Annotated in this window: 12 protein-coding genes; 10 read left to right on the top strand and 2 right to left on the bottom strand. The window is 56.5% G+C overall.

The genetic code is table 11. From position 1 onward, the window contains the following. Positions 1-79: 79 nt before the first annotated feature. From ACMDB8_RS18980 to ACMDB8_RS18955, 6 genes are all read left to right on the top strand, one after another. Positions 80-946: a pirin family protein gene (locus ACMDB8_RS18980; protein WP_409079171.1), complete on the top strand. Its 867-nt coding sequence runs from the start codon at positions 80-82 to the stop codon at positions 944-946. Between the two features lie 93 nt (positions 947-1,039). After that, positions 1,040-1,723 (top strand): isochorismatase family protein, encoded by a 684-nt coding sequence (locus ACMDB8_RS18975; RefSeq protein WP_056722596.1) that lies wholly within the window; start codon positions 1,040-1,042, stop codon positions 1,721-1,723. A 56-nt stretch (positions 1,724-1,779) separates the two neighbouring features. Beyond that, positions 1,780-2,406 carry an isochorismate family cysteine hydrolase YcaC gene (ycaC, locus tag ACMDB8_RS18970; RefSeq protein WP_056722594.1) on the top strand — a complete coding sequence of 209 codons (627 nt, stop codon included), beginning with the start codon at positions 1,780-1,782 and terminating at the stop codon, positions 2,404-2,406. A gap of 219 nt (positions 2,407-2,625) precedes the next feature. After that, on the top strand, positions 2,626-4,068 hold the full coding sequence (locus ACMDB8_RS18965) for a mechanosensitive ion channel domain-containing protein (protein ID WP_409079170.1): 1,443 nt from the start codon (positions 2,626-2,628) through the stop codon (positions 4,066-4,068). Positions 4,069-4,287: 219 nt separating this feature from the next. Next, complete coding sequence (locus ACMDB8_RS18960; protein WP_409079169.1) at positions 4,288-6,891, top strand: putative mucin/carbohydrate-binding domain-containing protein; 2,604 nt, start codon at positions 4,288-4,290, stop codon at positions 6,889-6,891. Positions 6,892-7,164: 273 nt separating this feature from the next. Then, entirely contained in the window at positions 7,165-7,605 is a 441-nt protein-coding gene (locus tag ACMDB8_RS18955) for a carboxymuconolactone decarboxylase family protein (protein ID WP_056722587.1), read from the top strand. A gap of 12 nt (positions 7,606-7,617) precedes the next feature. Here ACMDB8_RS18955 and ACMDB8_RS18950 read toward each other — a convergent pair whose 3' ends face one another. After that, entirely contained in the window at positions 7,618-9,210 is a 1,593-nt protein-coding gene (locus ACMDB8_RS18950; RefSeq protein WP_056722586.1) for a DHA2 family efflux MFS transporter permease subunit, read from the bottom strand. Next, a complete protein-coding gene (locus tag ACMDB8_RS18945; protein ID WP_223541390.1) occupies positions 9,207-10,328 on the bottom strand; it encodes an HlyD family secretion protein in 1,122 nt (373 codons plus the stop codon). Before ACMDB8_RS18945 ends, ACMDB8_RS18950 begins: the two co-directional genes overlap by 4 nt. Positions 10,329-10,663: 335 nt before the next feature. On the opposite strand from ACMDB8_RS18945, the gene ACMDB8_RS18940 reads away from it, so the two are divergent. The 4 genes from ACMDB8_RS18940 to ACMDB8_RS18925 all read left to right on the top strand — a co-directional run bounded on the left by ACMDB8_RS18940 (position 10,664) and on the right by ACMDB8_RS18925 (position 15,300). Continuing rightward, on the top strand, positions 10,664-13,066 hold the full coding sequence (locus tag ACMDB8_RS18940) for a type VI secretion system Vgr family protein (protein ID WP_409079168.1): 2,403 nt from the start codon (positions 10,664-10,666) through the stop codon (positions 13,064-13,066). After that, positions 13,067-13,855, top strand: a complete 789-nt coding sequence (locus ACMDB8_RS18935) for a DUF4123 domain-containing protein (RefSeq protein ID WP_409079167.1) — start codon at positions 13,067-13,069, stop codon at positions 13,853-13,855. After that, on the top strand, positions 13,852-14,625 hold the full coding sequence (locus ACMDB8_RS18930) for a hypothetical protein (RefSeq protein WP_409079166.1): 774 nt from the start codon (positions 13,852-13,854) through the stop codon (positions 14,623-14,625). The genes ACMDB8_RS18935 and ACMDB8_RS18930 overlap by 4 nt, the downstream gene beginning before the upstream one ends. A 141-nt stretch (positions 14,626-14,766) precedes the next feature. Beyond that, entirely contained in the window at positions 14,767-15,300 is a 534-nt protein-coding gene (locus tag ACMDB8_RS18925; protein WP_409079165.1) for a DUF3304 domain-containing protein, read from the top strand. Positions 15,301-15,311 lie beyond the last annotated feature (11 nt).

Raw genomic sequence — 15,311 nt, 5'->3', positions numbered from 1 at the left:
TGATTTTTGCAGTCTAGCGCAGCAAAGGTCATGGTTTTAAGCTTTGTCCATGGCTTCACTCACCTCATCAGGAGACACCATGAAAAACATCATCGGTATCTACACCAGTCCACGGACCCATTGGGTGGGCGACGGTTTTCCGGTTCGCACGCTGTTTTCCTACGACAACCTGGGCAAACACATCAGCCCGTTCCTGCTGCTGGATCACGCCGGCCCTGCTGAATTCACCCCGACCAGCGAGCGACGTGGCGTTGGTCAGCATCCTCACCGTGGCTTCGAAACCGTGACTATCGTTTACAAGGGCGAACTGGAGCACCGGGACTCCACCGGCAGTGGCGGCAAGATCGGCCCCGGCGATGTGCAATGGATGACCGCGGCCTCGGGGATCCTGCATGAAGAGTTTCACTCCGAAGGTTTCGCCAAAAGCGGTGGCACCCTGGAGATGGTGCAACTGTGGGTCAACCTGCCGGCCAGGGACAAAATGGCCGATCCCGGCTACCAGACGATTCTCGACCGTGACATCCCGGCCATCGCCTTGAAGGACAACGCCGGCAGCCTGCGCCTGATCGCCGGTGCGTTCGACGGCCACAAGGGCGCGGCGCGCACCTTCACCCCGGTCGACGTGTGGGACATTCGTTTGAATGCTGGCAAATTGCTCACCCTTAACCTGCACGAAGGGCGCAACACCGCACTGGTGGTGCTGCGCGGCACGGTTCAGGTAAACGGCCAGGAATCGGTGCGCCAGGGGCAACTGGCGCTGTTCGACCGCAAGGGCGATCAGGTGACCCTCGAAGCCAGCGAAGACGCGGTGGTGCTGTTGCTCAGCGGCGAGCCGATCGACGAGCCGATCGTCGGTCATGGGCCGTTCGTGATGAACACCGAGCAAGAAATCCACCAGGCCTTTGCCGACTTCCAGTCCGGTCGCTTCGGCCGGATGCACGCTTAATTCGCAGCGCTTTAACACCCGACTCTACCCAGGATGAGTGGGCCGGTTTTCAGGCCAGGGATGGCTGTTGCCCAAAAAAAAGAGGAAACGCACATGAACACTGTCTACGCGGCCAACTTCAACGGCCAGAAACCGACCATCGATCCCAACGACAGCGCGATGCTGTTGATCGATCACCAGAGCGGACTGTTCCAGATCGTCAAGGACATGGACGTGCCCCAACTGCGCGCCAACGCCATTGCCCTGGCCAAGGCCGCGACCCTGCTGAAGATGCCGGTGATCACCACCGCTTCTGTTCCCCAGGGGCCTAACGGGCCGTTGATCCCGGAAATTCACGAGGCCGCACCCCATGCGCAGTACGTGGCGCGCAAAGGTGAAATCAACGCCTGGGACAACCCGGAGTTTCACGCGGCGGTCAAAGCCACCGGCAGGAAAACCCTGGTGATCGCCGGCACCCTGACCAGCGTGTGCCTGGCGTTTCCGTCCATCGCCGCCGTGCATGAAGGCTACAAGGTGTTTGCCGTGGTCGACGCCTCCGGCAACCACTCGAAACTGGCCACTGATCTGACCGTTGCCCGCCTGGCCCAGGCCGGGGTGGTGCCGATCGACATCATGGCGACGCTCTCTGAGCTGCAAGGCTCGTGGAACCGTCCGGATGCCGAGCAGTGGGCCGCTGTCTACGCCCAGGCCATGCCGCATTATCAATTGCTGATCGAGAGTTACCTCAAGGCCCAGCAAGTGGCGAACGAACACGAGGCGCTGGACTCCCAGCGCTGACCGGTGACCCCACGCCGATTTCCACTCGGCATCGATAACACGCGAGGACTACTGCAATGACCACTTCCTACAAGCGTCTGGACAAGGACAACGCCGCGGTTCTGATGGTTGATCATCAGGCGGGCCTGCTGTCACTGGTGCGCGACATCGACCCGGATCGATTCAAGAACAACGTGCTGGCCCTGGCCGACCTGGCCAAGTACTTCAAGCTGCCGACCATCCTCACCACCAGTTTCGAAACGGGCCCTAACGGACCGCTGGTGCCCGAACTCAAGGCCCTTTTTCCGGACGCGCCATACATCGCTCGCCCGGGCCAGATCAACGCCTGGGACAACGAAGATTTCGTCAAGGCGATCAAGGCCACCGGCAAGAAGCAACTGATCATCGCCGGTGTGGTGACAGAAGTGTGCGTGGCCTTCCCGGCGCTTTCGGCCCTGGCCGAAGGCTTTGAGGTGTTCGTGGTCACCGACGCGTCCGGCACCTTCAACGAACTGACCCGCGAATCGGCGTGGAACCGTATGACCGCTCAGGGCGCGCAACTGATGACCTGGTTCGGCCTGGCCTGTGAACTGCACCGCGACTGGCGCAACGATGTCGAAGGGTTGGGCACATTGTTCTCCAACCATATTCCGGATTACCGCAACCTGATGACCAGTTACAGCGCGCTGGCAAACAGCAAGTAATCCAGCCAACACGCTTTCCCCTGTGGGAGCGAGCCTGCTCGCGATGACGGTAGAACAGGCACTGATGTAGTGACTGTCAGTCCGCCATCGCGAGCAAGCTCGCTCCCACAGGTTTTTTGGGTGTCCAGCCAGACGTGTTCAACCAGCCAAATCAATTCCACCTACACTGACGCCAATCCATGCGATCTTCGCGTTATTGGCCCTGGCTGGAGTTGTTAGATGCTGTCATTGCTCACCGAACACCCGCTGATTTGCGCGATGGCGCTGATCCTGATCGATCTTGGGTTGTGGTACTTGCTCAGTGCCTTTGGCAGCGCCTGGCGGCTGTTGGTGCGGGTGGTGATTTTCTCTTTGTTCAGCCTCTTGCTGTTCAACGAAGGCCTGAACCCGATGGAGCCGCCGCCCTGGCCTGACAACGTACCCTTGCATCTGGCGGCCACCGGCTTGCAGATCGGCTGGTGGTTGTTCGGTGCGCGGACCCTGACCGTGCTGATCGGCGCGGTAATGATGCAACGGGTCGGGCATACCGGGCGCTTGCTCCAGGACTTGCTAGGCGCGGTGATTTTTCTGATCGCGGTGATTGCCGCCCTGGCCTATGTGCTGGATCTGCCGGTCAAGGGCGTGCTGGCGACGTCCGGTGCGTTGGCGATCATCGTCGGCCTGGCCTTGCAAAGTACCCTCAGCGACGTGTTTTCCGGGATCGTCCTGAACACCACCAAGCCCTATCAACTGGATGACTACATCTCCATCGATGGCATGGAAGGCCGGGTCACCGACATCGACTGGCGCGCCACGCGCCTGCAGACCGCCCAGGGTTGCATGGCGGTGATACCCAACTCCCTGGCCGCCAAGGCCAAGATCATCAATTTCAGTCGGCCGAGCGATATGTTCGGCATCTCCGTTTCGCTGGAAGTGAGCCCCCACGCGCGGCCGAACACGGTGATCGAAGCCCTGGAACGGGCCATGCAGGGATGCCGCTTTCTGTTGGAGACACCGTCGCCGAGTGTCGGCATGAAAACTGCCGGTAACACCGGCGTGGTCTATGAAATCAGCGGGTTTGTCGCGAAGATGGACCAGAAGCGTTCGGTGCGCAATCAACTGTTCGACCTGGCCTACCGGCACTTGCAGGCGTCCGGCGTCAACCTGCTATCGAGCGTGGAACCCAATCCGCCGGGCAACCTGTCGCGACCCCGGGCATTGCTCGACAGCTCGCCGATTTTCTCTACCCTGCGCCAGGAAGAGAAAGACACCTTCAGCCAGAACATGACCTTGCAATCGTTCCGCGCCGGGGAAACGATCCTGGAGGCGGGGGAGGTCAGTGATCACCTGTTCATCATCGAGTCCGGGGTGGTGACGGTGACGCTGACCCGGCACGGCGTACCTTTCGAGTCCGGGCGCATGGGCCCGGGGGAAGTGATAGGCGAGGCCGGGATCCTGGAGGACAGCTCGGTGCCTGCACGGTTTACCGCCAAGACCTTCTGTGGCCTGTACCGCATCGAAAAGTCCTACCTCAAGCCATGCCTGGATGCCCGTCAAGACATCAACGATGCAATGAAAACCTTGCTCGATTACCGGCTGCACAAGGCGAAAACCCTGACTCAGGACCTGCCGGTGGCGCAGGTGAAGAAGGGCTTTTTGCAGTGGTTGCGCAATCGCGGGTAGGTCACGGCGACTTTTTACTCCTATGCCGGGTGGTCAAAACTACGTGAGTTGGTGAAAAAAATGCTGAATCATTAATTACTGCTTATGCAGAAAATTCATAATTTTCGGTTTTATATTATTTTAAAGACTAAAAAACTGTCATTTATACCAGTTCTTACGGTTTGTGTTTGCGCGTAACGTTTTACCTGAATTAAATTTTTAATTGAGTGGGTAAAGCAAATGCACAATCAAGAAGTTTTGTCGGTTATACATCAGTTTTATAGTCTTGAGCGTCCTGTGTGGATGATGAACTCGGGTCTGGATAAAGGGGTTAATCACGATAGAAAAACTCTGAATATTGTTATTTCAGCAGGCGCAACTATACGTTTTCGGCAGAAAACTCCGATGAGCAATCCTTCCGCTAGTTTGAATTTATTAAATGATGATAGTAAAAATGAAAAGCATGCAGAAATAACAGCTCAGTGGCAATCGCTTGTAGCAAGTGTGCCTTCAGTTCCATTTGTGACTACGCGCTATACGGACAAGCCAGGAGAGTTGACTGAGGTTGAAATTGAAGTTAGCGGGGGATGGAAGTTTTTACCGATTTATACAGAGGCCATACCGGACAGTTCTTTTCTTTCATTGTGGGATCAGTCAGAGGCTGAATTTGCATTGTTTAGTTCTGTCTATATGAATATTTTGATTCCAGCAAAAGACAAGGATGCAGTGAAAGCGTTGAGTCAGAATGTTGGTTTGCAGCACTTGGTGAACTATTATAATGGTCTTTTTGAATATTATAATCACTTGGAAGGGCTTTCATTTACACCGGATACACCAGAAAATAAGAATATTCCTAATCGTTTTTTTATGAAGGCAGATAAATCTGGTGTTGGCGCCGCCTATTATGGTGGCGGATGGGCGGCTGTAACTGCGGATTCAGTCGCTGATTTTTCTTTGGATACCAAGCCGACCAATTGGGGAGCCTTGCACGAGATAGGGCATGGTTATCAAGGCGTGTTTATGTATAACAGTTCCTTGGTGATGGGGGAGGTTTGGAATAATGTTTTTGCGGCAAGTTATCAGCACAAGTTTATGGGGGAGGATGTTTATCGAGATGGTTGGTTGTATGGCGGTGGGGAACAGAGTCTTTATTCAAGGGCGATGACAGAGTTCGACAGTGAAAGACCTCTTGATATATATATGGCATTGTTTTTTTTGATGCTGGTATTTCACCGTGCAGGTGAGCAATGCCTTGTTCAGTTTCATAAGCGTTATCGGAAACTGTGCAACAGCGTCGGATTTTCACTTGCGGATAACCCCATGATGGATCATTTGAGCCGTACTGCCATTGATATCGCTGATTCGGATGTGTCTGCGTTCATGGAGCATGCGAACATCGAACTGAGCCAGCGGCAAATTGATGAAAACTCATATAGCGGGGCTACTCCAGTCTATCCGCTTTATGCACTTGTGCCTGCAAGCATGATAGAGCCTCTTCAGCAACTGTTGGCGGTGAGGAGCCCTCTGCATTTGGTCAGTGCGGCACAGCTGGCGGCGGTAACTGATTTGACGGGAAGTGTGACCTTGAAGTTTGATTCGGATGTGTTCGGAGAAGTGGTCGGGCAGATGCTTGTTCTAAAGAGTGGTAGTGGTAAATCGCGGTGTGTAAAAATTGATCACACGAGCGTGTATGTATTCGATTTGCCAGTAGGGGTATATGCCTTACAGTTGCCTTTCGCAGCAAACGGAGAATATCAGCCAACCAGTCGATATGTAATCGTCAAACAAGGGTCGACTAGCTACGATTGCATTTATTTCCGTAAGCATGCCAGCTCTCTTGCCGATCAAGAAATCATGCTTGGTGGACTCAATGGTGATTTTTGCACTATCTCTGTGGCAGTTTCGCTCGGAAAATTGATGGTGGATGTAATTCTGGAGGTGCCGCATGAATATGCCGGAGCCAAGTTATATGGGCAGGTGACAGTACGTAATATGCAAGGTTTGGTGGTTTTTGATCGGCAAATGATGGGGGATAAAACAGAGTTGTTTTCTCAGGAGATACCCATCGAGCCAGGATTTTCCATTGAGATTTTTCATGAAGAACCTTCACGTATGAAATCTACTGGTAGTGATGCATCGAAGGTCATTGATGATGCAAAAAAAACCAATCATTTGAGAGTGACTGAGCAAGGACTTGTGAATGTTGAGCTGACCACTAATGCAGGTGCCAATCTGCAAGCAGAAATGGAAAAAAAATCTCCACTTTTTGAACCGTCTCCTCATTTGGTGTTACGTGAGGCGTCTCCATTGAAAAAGGATTTTGAGCTGGCCATTAATTCGTTTTCCGGACCTGTGCGTGACGAGTTGTTGATGCGTTACAAAAAAATAGAGTTTGTTCGTCCTCCAGTTAGCGATGGTGTTGGTGGTGCGAGAATTACTTGGCTTCTCAAAGGATACTACGATCAAGTTGTCGGGTATGTGAAGTTTGACTTTGATGATAACGTCGTTAGGTTTGAATTCTTTAAGGTTGTCCCTCATATGTATGTTGCTTCGGTGTACCTGGCTGTTGCCCTGAAGTCAGCCGATGGTGGAGTTCGTTATCTTCGTGAACTGCGTGGCGATGTTTTGGCGGAGGCGGAGTCGGTAGTGCTGCCCTTGAACATAGACGATACCGTCAGTGTCATGCACAAAGAACCCTCGCGTAGCGTTATGGAGGCGGACGGCAACGGCCGATGGATTAATACGGGGCTTGTACAACATGTGACCAATAGAGGGCTACGTAGATTGGAACTGGCCAGTTATTGGCCAGCGGCAACGACGGATTCTGAGCCTGACGGTGCTTGAAGCCTTCACCTCCAACCATAGTATCTCCCACAGTAGATTTGTGAATGATGCAGATCTAGTGTGGGAGTAACTTTCTTCACCATGCCACTCGCGCTGCAAATCTGCAGCCAACCGTGGTGTTCGGAGTAGAGGTTGTGGACTTGCCGGCTCAAATAGCACTTTCTTTCAAGAAAGCACAGCCAATGGCCTCCTCGACTTCTGAAAGATTGGCTATTTGTGCAGACCGGTCGTGGCACTAACGTAGTGACACACCCATTTGCCCTGGAACACACCATGAAAACCCGGATCGATTTCTACACCGCTTCCCCTGATGCCCTCAAAGCGATGATCGCCCTGGAAACAGCAGTGTCGAAATTGCCACTGGAAAAAAACCTGATCGAACTGGTCAAGCTGCGTACCTCGCAAATCAACGGCTGCGCCTTTTGCCTGGACATGCACAGCGCCGATGCGCGCAAGGGTGGTGAGTCCGAGCGTCGCCTGGCGACACTGTCGGCCTGGCGCGAAACGCCGTTCTTCACCGAGCGTGAACGCGCCGCACTGGCCTGGACCGAATCCCTGACCCTGATCAGCCAGACCCACGCCCCGGACGAAGACTATGAACTGGCTAGCGCCCAGTTCGATGCCAAGGAATTGGTCGACCTGACCGTCGCCATCACCACCATCAACGCCTGGAACCGCCTGGCCATCGGCTTTCGCAAAATGCCCCAGGCCTGACCCGCAAAAACATCAATGAGCATCGGCACTCGGCGCGGCCGGTGGTTGCACCTTGCGCATCAGGGGCACCATCGCCGTGGCGATAATGAAGCAGACCATGATCATCAGGAACGCATCGCCATAGGTTTGCGTCTGGGCTTCGCGGTATGTCAGCAACCATAGCTGATGCAGGCTGGCAGTGACCCCTGCGTCACCGCTCTGGCCAAAGGCGGCAAAGTTGTTGCCGACCTGGGACAGCCATTGGTTGAGTGCCTCGTTGGTGCTGTTGAGGTTCTCCGCCAACCGGGTGAAGTGCAGATTGGTGCGGTCGTTGAGGATGGTTGCGCACGCGGCGATGCCGATAGCCCCGCCCAGGTTGCGCATCAGGTTGAACAACCCCGACGCATGCTTTAGCCGCGCCGGTGCCAGGCCGCCAAGGGTCAAAGTCACCGCCGGTGGTACCGCCAATTGCTGGGCAATCCCGCGCAAGGCTTGCGGCAGCATCAACTCCTTGGCCCCCCAGTCATGGGTGATCGGGCTGAAATCCCACATCGATAACGCGAACAGCCCAAGGCCGGTCATCATGATCCAGCGCAGGTCGATGCGATTGGCCAGAAAGGCATACAGCGGAATCGCCATGATCTGGAACACCCCGGTGGAGAAAACCGCCAGACCAATGTCCAGCGCTCCGTAGCCACGCACCCGGCCGAGGAACAGCGGCGTCAGGTAAATGGTGGCGAACAGGCCGATGCCGGTGACGAACGAGAAGAAACAGCCAAGGGCAAAGTTGCGATCCTTCAAGGCGCGCAGATCGACAATCGGATTGGCCACGTGCAAGGTCCGGCCGATGAATGCCAGTCCGGCCAGGCCGCTGATCCATGCGGTGGTCAGGATCGTGCGGTCGCTGAACCAGTTCCAGCGCGGGCCTTCTTCGAGGGTGTATTCCAGGCAGCCGAGGAACAGCGCCAGAAACACCATGCTCAAGTAATCCGCGCCTTTGAGCAGCGACAGTTCCGGCTGGTCGATTTTCACCAGCATCGGCACGGCCACGGCGACAAAGATGCCGGGGAGCAGGTTGATGTAGAACAGCCAGTGCCAGGAGGATATGTCGGTGATCCAGCCACCGATCACCGGCCCCAGGGTCGGTGCCAGGGACGCCACTGCGCCGATGGTCGCGGCGGCGATCACCCGTTGCTTGCCGGTGAAGAACACGAAGGCCGTGGTGAACACCAGTGGAATCATCGAGCCGCCCAGAAACCCTTGCAGGGCACGGAAGGCAATCATGCTCTGGATGTTCCAGGCCACGCCGCACAACAGGCTGGCCAGGGTAAAGCCCACCGCCGAGGCGCAGAACAGCCAGCGCGTCGAGAACACCCGGGACAGCCAGCCCGACAGCGGGATCACGATGATTTCGGCGATCAGGTAACTGGTTTGCACCCACGCGGTTTCGTCGGTGCCGGCGGAGAGCCCGCCGCCGATGTCACGCAACGAAGCCGAGACGATCTGGATATCCAGCAGCGCAATGAACATGCCGATGCACATGCTGGCAAAGGCGAAGACCTTGGTCGCCGTCGCCATGCTCGCGGCATTGAACGGTTGCGCCGGGGCGGCAAGGGCGCGACTCATGGCGCGCTGGCCACGGCTGGCGCCTCAGGCTCCTTGCGCGTGTCCACTTCAGCGGTCACCGACAACCCCGGACGCAGGTGGCCGAGCACACTGTCGGCCGGGTCGAGGTGAATCCGCACCGGCACCCGCTGCACGATCTTGGTGAAGTTGCCGGTGGCGTTTTCCGGCGGCAACACACTGAATTGCGAACCGCTGGCGGGGGCGAGGCTGTCCAGGTGACCATGGAATTCCTGCCCCGAGAGCACGTCGGCACGGATCACTACCCGTTGCCCCGGCACCATGTGTGCCAGTTGGTCTTCCTTGAAGTTGGCATCGACCCACAGGCCGCTGGTCGGCACCACCGAGAGCAATTGCGAGCCGGCCTGGGCATAGGCGCCGACCCGGGCCCGGCGATTGCCGATCACACCGTCGACTGGTGCCTTCAGTTCGGTGTAGCCGACATTCAATTGCGCCAGGTCGCGTTCCGCCTTGGCCTGGATCAAGGCGGCCCGGGCTTGTTGTTTCTGGGTGTCGATCACATTCAACTGGCGCTGCGCGGCCAGCAATTCAGCCTGGGCGCGGTTGCTTTGGGCCTGGGCCGTCTTGAACGTGGCGTTGGCCCGCTGGGCGCTTTCCACCGAGACGGCGTTGGTGGTCACCAGTTTTTTGTAGCGGCTATCGTCGTCCCGGGAGCGGGCGGTTTCGGCACCGGCGGCGTCGATGCCGGCACGGGCCTGGCCGATGACGGCCTGTTGCAGTTGTTCGGTGGCGTCGAGGTTGGCCAGCAAGGCCTCCTGGGCGGCCACTGCGCCTTCGGCCTTGGCCAGGTTGGCGCGGTAGTCGCGCGAATCGAGACGGATCAGCACATCGCCGGCCTTGACCTTCTGGTTGTCGGTCACCAGCACTTCGTCGATGTAACCCGCCACTTTCGGCCCGATCACCGTCACATCACCGCCGATGTAGGCGTCGTCGGTTTCCTCGATGAAGCGCCCGACGCTCCACCAATGCGCACCGTACACACCAGCCAGCATCAGTGCCGCGATGCCAACGGTTGGCAACAGCAGGCGTTTGAGCAGGGGAGGTTTTGCTGGTTTCACCGGGGCGTCCAGATCGGGTTCTACGGTGGACATGCTGGTCATGGAGGGGTACCTGTCGGGGCGGCGTTTAATTATGATGGATATAATATGATGTATGTAATATTTCGTGACAAGTGGTTTTTGCTGCCGGTCGTCAGGTGGAGTTCTGATCAGGAAGACTCATTCATGGCCACTGTCGAGATGCCGAGGATTTTTTTGCTGTTGTAGGCAGAGTCTTAGGGCGTTGTGGTCTGCCGCATAATTCGGAAACACCCTACACGCTCATTAGAAGCGTCCTATATCAACCATTGTCAGCTTCTTGAAAGCTTCCCGGCGCTCGAGCGAGGGCGGCAACGAAGCCTCCCCGCCTGCATCGATAGACTAGGGAGGTCTGCAACATGCACCCCGTATTGCCCGTTTTCTTCGACCACAGCCGCCACACACTCTGGGTCCGGGAGCTGGACGCCCCCCTCGACGTCCTGGCCTTCCACGGCGAAGAACACCTCAGCCAGCCGTTCAGCTACCACATCGAATTCACCTCCAGCCAACTCGACATCGACGCCGAGCTCATGCTTGGCCAACAAGCTAGCTTCAGCCTGCACGCGCTACCGGAAAAGCTCTCGTCGCTGATCTTCGAACCGTCCGAAGTCAAGCCGCTGCGCAGCTTGCACGGGGTAATCAGCGGCTTCAAACGCCTGTCCGGTTCCATCGACGAGGCGCGCTACGAAGTCACCCTGCAACCGCGCCTGGCGCTGCTCGCGCGGGGCCGGCAATACCGGATCTACCAGCACCGGTCGGTGCCGGAAATCGTCGAGCACATCCTGCGCAGTCGCCACGATTTCAGGGGCCAGGACTTCCTCTTCCACCTGCACCGCGAATACCCCCGGCGCGAGCAGGTGATGCAATACGGCGAAAGCGATCTGGCCTTTATTGCCCGCCTGCTGGCCGAAGTCGGCATCTGGTACCGCTTCACCAGCGACGAACGCCTGAGTATCGACGTCGTCGAATTCCACGACTCCCCGCGCGCCTACCAGTTCGACGTCGAACTGCCGCTGCGTCCGCTCTCCGGGTTGAGCAGCAGCGGCGAGGACAGCGTCTGGGCCCTGCAGTCGGAACACCAGGTGGTGGAACAGCACGTGAGCATCCGCGTCTACCACCACCGTGACGCCCGCGCGTACCTCGACGGCGACATCGACCAGACGCGCGGCGCCAAGGGCACCTACGGCGAGGCCTATCACTACGCCGAACCCTACACCGCGCTCGGCGACCGCCATGCCTTCCCCGAAGACGTGCAGTGCGAAAGCGGCTACTTCTATGCACGCCTGCGCCACGAGCGTTACCTCAACCGCCGCACCCGCCTGCGCGGCATGAGCAGCAGTCCCCGCCTGGCGCCGGGGCAGGTGCTGGAAGTCACCGACGGCGCGCCCCAGGCCTTCGCGCCGCGGGCGGTGATCATCGCGCTCAAGGCCGGCGCCGCCCGCGACCGCAGCTTCGAGTGCAGCTTCCAGGCCATCCCCTATGCGCAGACGGTGTGCTTTCGCCCTGATGTGCCGCCAAAACCCTTGATCGCCGGCACCGTGCCGGCCCGGGTGACCAGCGCGCAGGCAAACAACCCCTACGCCGATACCGACGCCGAAGGCCGCTACCGGGTGCAGTTCCTGTTCGACCGCGACACCTGGGACGCCGGTCGCGAAAGCTCCTGGCTGCGCCTGGCGCGGGCGTACGCCGGCGACACCCACGGCTTGCACCTGCCGCTGATCGCCGGCACCGAAGTGGCGGTGGCCTTCGAACAGGGCGACCCCGACCGGCCCTACATCGCCCACGCCCTGCACGACAGCCAGCACCCCGACCACGTCACCATGTACAACGAAAAGCGCAACGTGCTGCGCACCCCGGCCAACAACAAGCTGCGGCTGGACGATACCCGCGGCCAGGAGCACATCAAGCTCAGCACCGAACACAGCGGCAAGAGTCAGCTCAACCTCGGGCACGTGGTGGATGCCGAGCGGCAAAAACGGGGTGAAGGGTTTGAGTTGCGCACCGATGCCTGGGGGGCGATTCGGGCGGGCAAGGGGTTGTTTATCAGCTCCGATGAACAGAGCAAAGCCCAAGGGCAGGTGCTGGAGATGGGGGCCGCATCCAGCCTGATCGAGGGGGCGAAAGGGCAGATAGCCTACTGGCAAGATATCGCCCTGGCCCACCACAGCCGCCAGCCCACTCTCGACGGCTTGCAGCAGTTGCAAACCGCCGCGAAAGACCTGGCCGACGCGGCCATCTTGCTCAGCGCACCCAAGGGCATCGGTGCGGTGACGCCGGCCAGCCTGCTTCTGAAAAGTGGCGACGCGCTCCACCTGCAAAGTGACGACGACATCAATCTGGCCGCCGTCCAGCGTCTTTTAGCCCACGCCATTCAAGGCATCTCCCTGTTGGCCCAGCAGGGAGGCCTGCGCGTGGTCTCCGGCAAGGGGCCGCTGGAAATCGAGTCCCACGACGATCTACTGAATCTGATTGCCCAGCTGGACGTCACGATGCAGTCGGTGCAGGGGCATCTGCTGTTCACGGCCAAAAAAGGCATCACGCTGGCCAGTGGAGAAAATTTCATCCGCATCGATCCGAACGACGGCATCACTCAGGAAAGCTCCAGCAAGCTGACGTCTCGGGGGCAGCATATCTGGGAGGGGCCTGGCGGCCAGAGTTTTCCGTTGATGGTGTTGCCGAAGTCGGTGTGTGAAGAGTGCCTGAAAATTGCTCAAGCCGAGGCGGCGGGCGCAGTGATGCGCACGACCGGTGGGGGACGATAAATGCAAGAAACTTATGAACAGTGGCTCGACCAGTTGGAAGGCTTGTGCCGTGCAGCGGACCTCGATCATGTTGATTTAATCGTCGACCAAGCGGGCTCCGATGTTTCCCTGCTACCAGCACTTGAAGCCATCGAGCCAGCCATTCCCTGGTTTTCATTTTTCAACACAACGCCGGAGGAGACGTTGTTGCTCCAGGCGCCGATCCTGATGCGCATCAGTCTGGACGATTGGCACCACAAAGCCTGGCTGGAAGAGATCATCGAGCAGATGGGGCACATGCCGAGACTCATGTTGTTGATTTCCCCCATCCCGTTCGATGTTCTGACCAAGACCCTGCAAGGACTTTCACAGCTTGAATGGGGAGGACAGTCTGGCTTGCTGCGCTTCTACGATCCGCGCGTGCTACCGCAATTGTTGGCAAGCGTCCTGGACCCGGAACAGAAACAACGGTTTCTGAGCCTGGCGTTGTTCTGGAGTTGGCTGGATCGGGATCAACGGGTTGCCTGGCAACCGGGCACCTATGGCTCGGATCAGGTACTTGGAGAAGCAAACACTCCGGTTGAGTTGACGGATGCGCAATTTGATCGGTTGGGCTGCATCAGTGATGCGCAAAAGTTGCTCGGGTTTGCAGTGAAAGCGTTTTCACAACTATCCAGTGAGGAGTGTTTTTCTCGCTGTTACCACGTTGTGCTTCAAGCAAGTTGCGAAAATTATTTCGGGGGTTTGAATGCTTATGCGGTGGACAAATTTGCTGTGTTGTCTGGTGCGAGTGGAGAGGAGCAGGAGTGACTAAATTTATAGCGAAATTAATATTGGTGGGGCTGCTTGTCTCATCTCTTATGGGGTGCGGAACAAATGCGGCACGGATTGAAAACTTGGGTTTTGCCAGCGATGCAGATTATTACAGGGGGGTAGTAACAGATGTTCAGGTACTAACATTTAATGCGGATCTTGCATCCGTGCTTTGTTATATAACAATTATTTGTCCGGTTGTCGTGCTGGCCAGTATTCCAGTCGATCTGGCGGTCGATACGCTGAGCATTCCCCATGACTACGCGCGTGCAGATAGAACAGAAGAAATGACTGATATCCAGGCGAGAATGGAGCCGAATCATGGGTATATTAAGTTTGACTTTGGTGGTTCAAAAAGCTTCCGAGCTTCTGCGCAATCAATTAGGTATGGGGTGGAGTATAAGAATGACACTAAAAAAGACCTGAGGTTATATGTTGATGGTGCTCCCCTTGTTGACTCTTCGATGACGGCTTATATACCGGCCTTCAAAGGATACTTGCCTGATTCAATGTGGATGTATTATGGAGAGCGTTATGATGATGTAAAGGTTAGGTTTGTTTTTCCAGATAAGCTTTCTGCGTCTTCTGTCAATAGCTCAAAAGTAAACGATTGGCTGCATTCAAATAACAATACTTTTGTTTTCTATGATGGTAGGCAAGGGGTAGAAGACAAGGAAAGTAAAGTTTCAATTTCGCCAGCTATAAAATATCCGGATGTAAAGTTTTCGGTTGAGCCACGCTGGCGTCCAAGCTCACATACTTATTAAGTGGGCGGATTATCTGTGGTTTAAGGGGTGTCTGTATCTATGCGTAGCCAATGTGTTTGTTGCAGGTATATGTAGGTTTAAGCGAAAAAATTTTCATTCCGGGTGTTTGTCGTACGCGACTTAATAAACAGGGAGCGTTTAATGGGTAACGAGAAAGGGAAGGCTGGGCGGCAATGGGCTGTCGGTAGTTTGCTGTTGTTGCTGGGCGGGTGCTCTCCGGGGACTCCGAAGTATCTGGCCGGGGATTTGAATGGGGTTAATCACACGTCGGCGGCTATTAATTACTTCATGGTGAATGGTTATGGAGGAGGGAATGCCAGTCCTAATGGATACGGGGGTGGAGTGTGTTGTGTGATGTTGCCCAGCCAATGGTCGCCGGGTTTGAAGTTCAAAGTGGAGTGGGAAACCGATCCGAATCCAAACGCAAAAATAAAACGCAAAACATCGGGTTATGGATTCGATCCAGATGCATACGATCAGCATAAAGCCAAGTACCAGCAACACACTGCCATTGTGGAACTTCCGCCTTATGAAGACGAACTGTGTGCGTTGGAAGTGCATTTTCTGCCGTGTCATCAAGTCAAGGTGTCCACTTCCTGTTGGGCTTATCCCTCACCCAATAGTCCGATCAAAGAGCCAATAAAAATGAAGGAGCCTGCCGTATGTCCGAAGTAAAGACCCGTGAT

This window comes from Pseudomonas monachiensis, assembly GCF_047345015.1.
Taxonomy (GTDB): Bacteria; Pseudomonadota; Gammaproteobacteria; order Pseudomonadales; family Pseudomonadaceae; genus Aquipseudomonas; species Aquipseudomonas monachiensis.
Note: the sequence above shows the minus strand (reverse complement) of the source record. Positions and strands in the feature narration are given on the sequence as shown.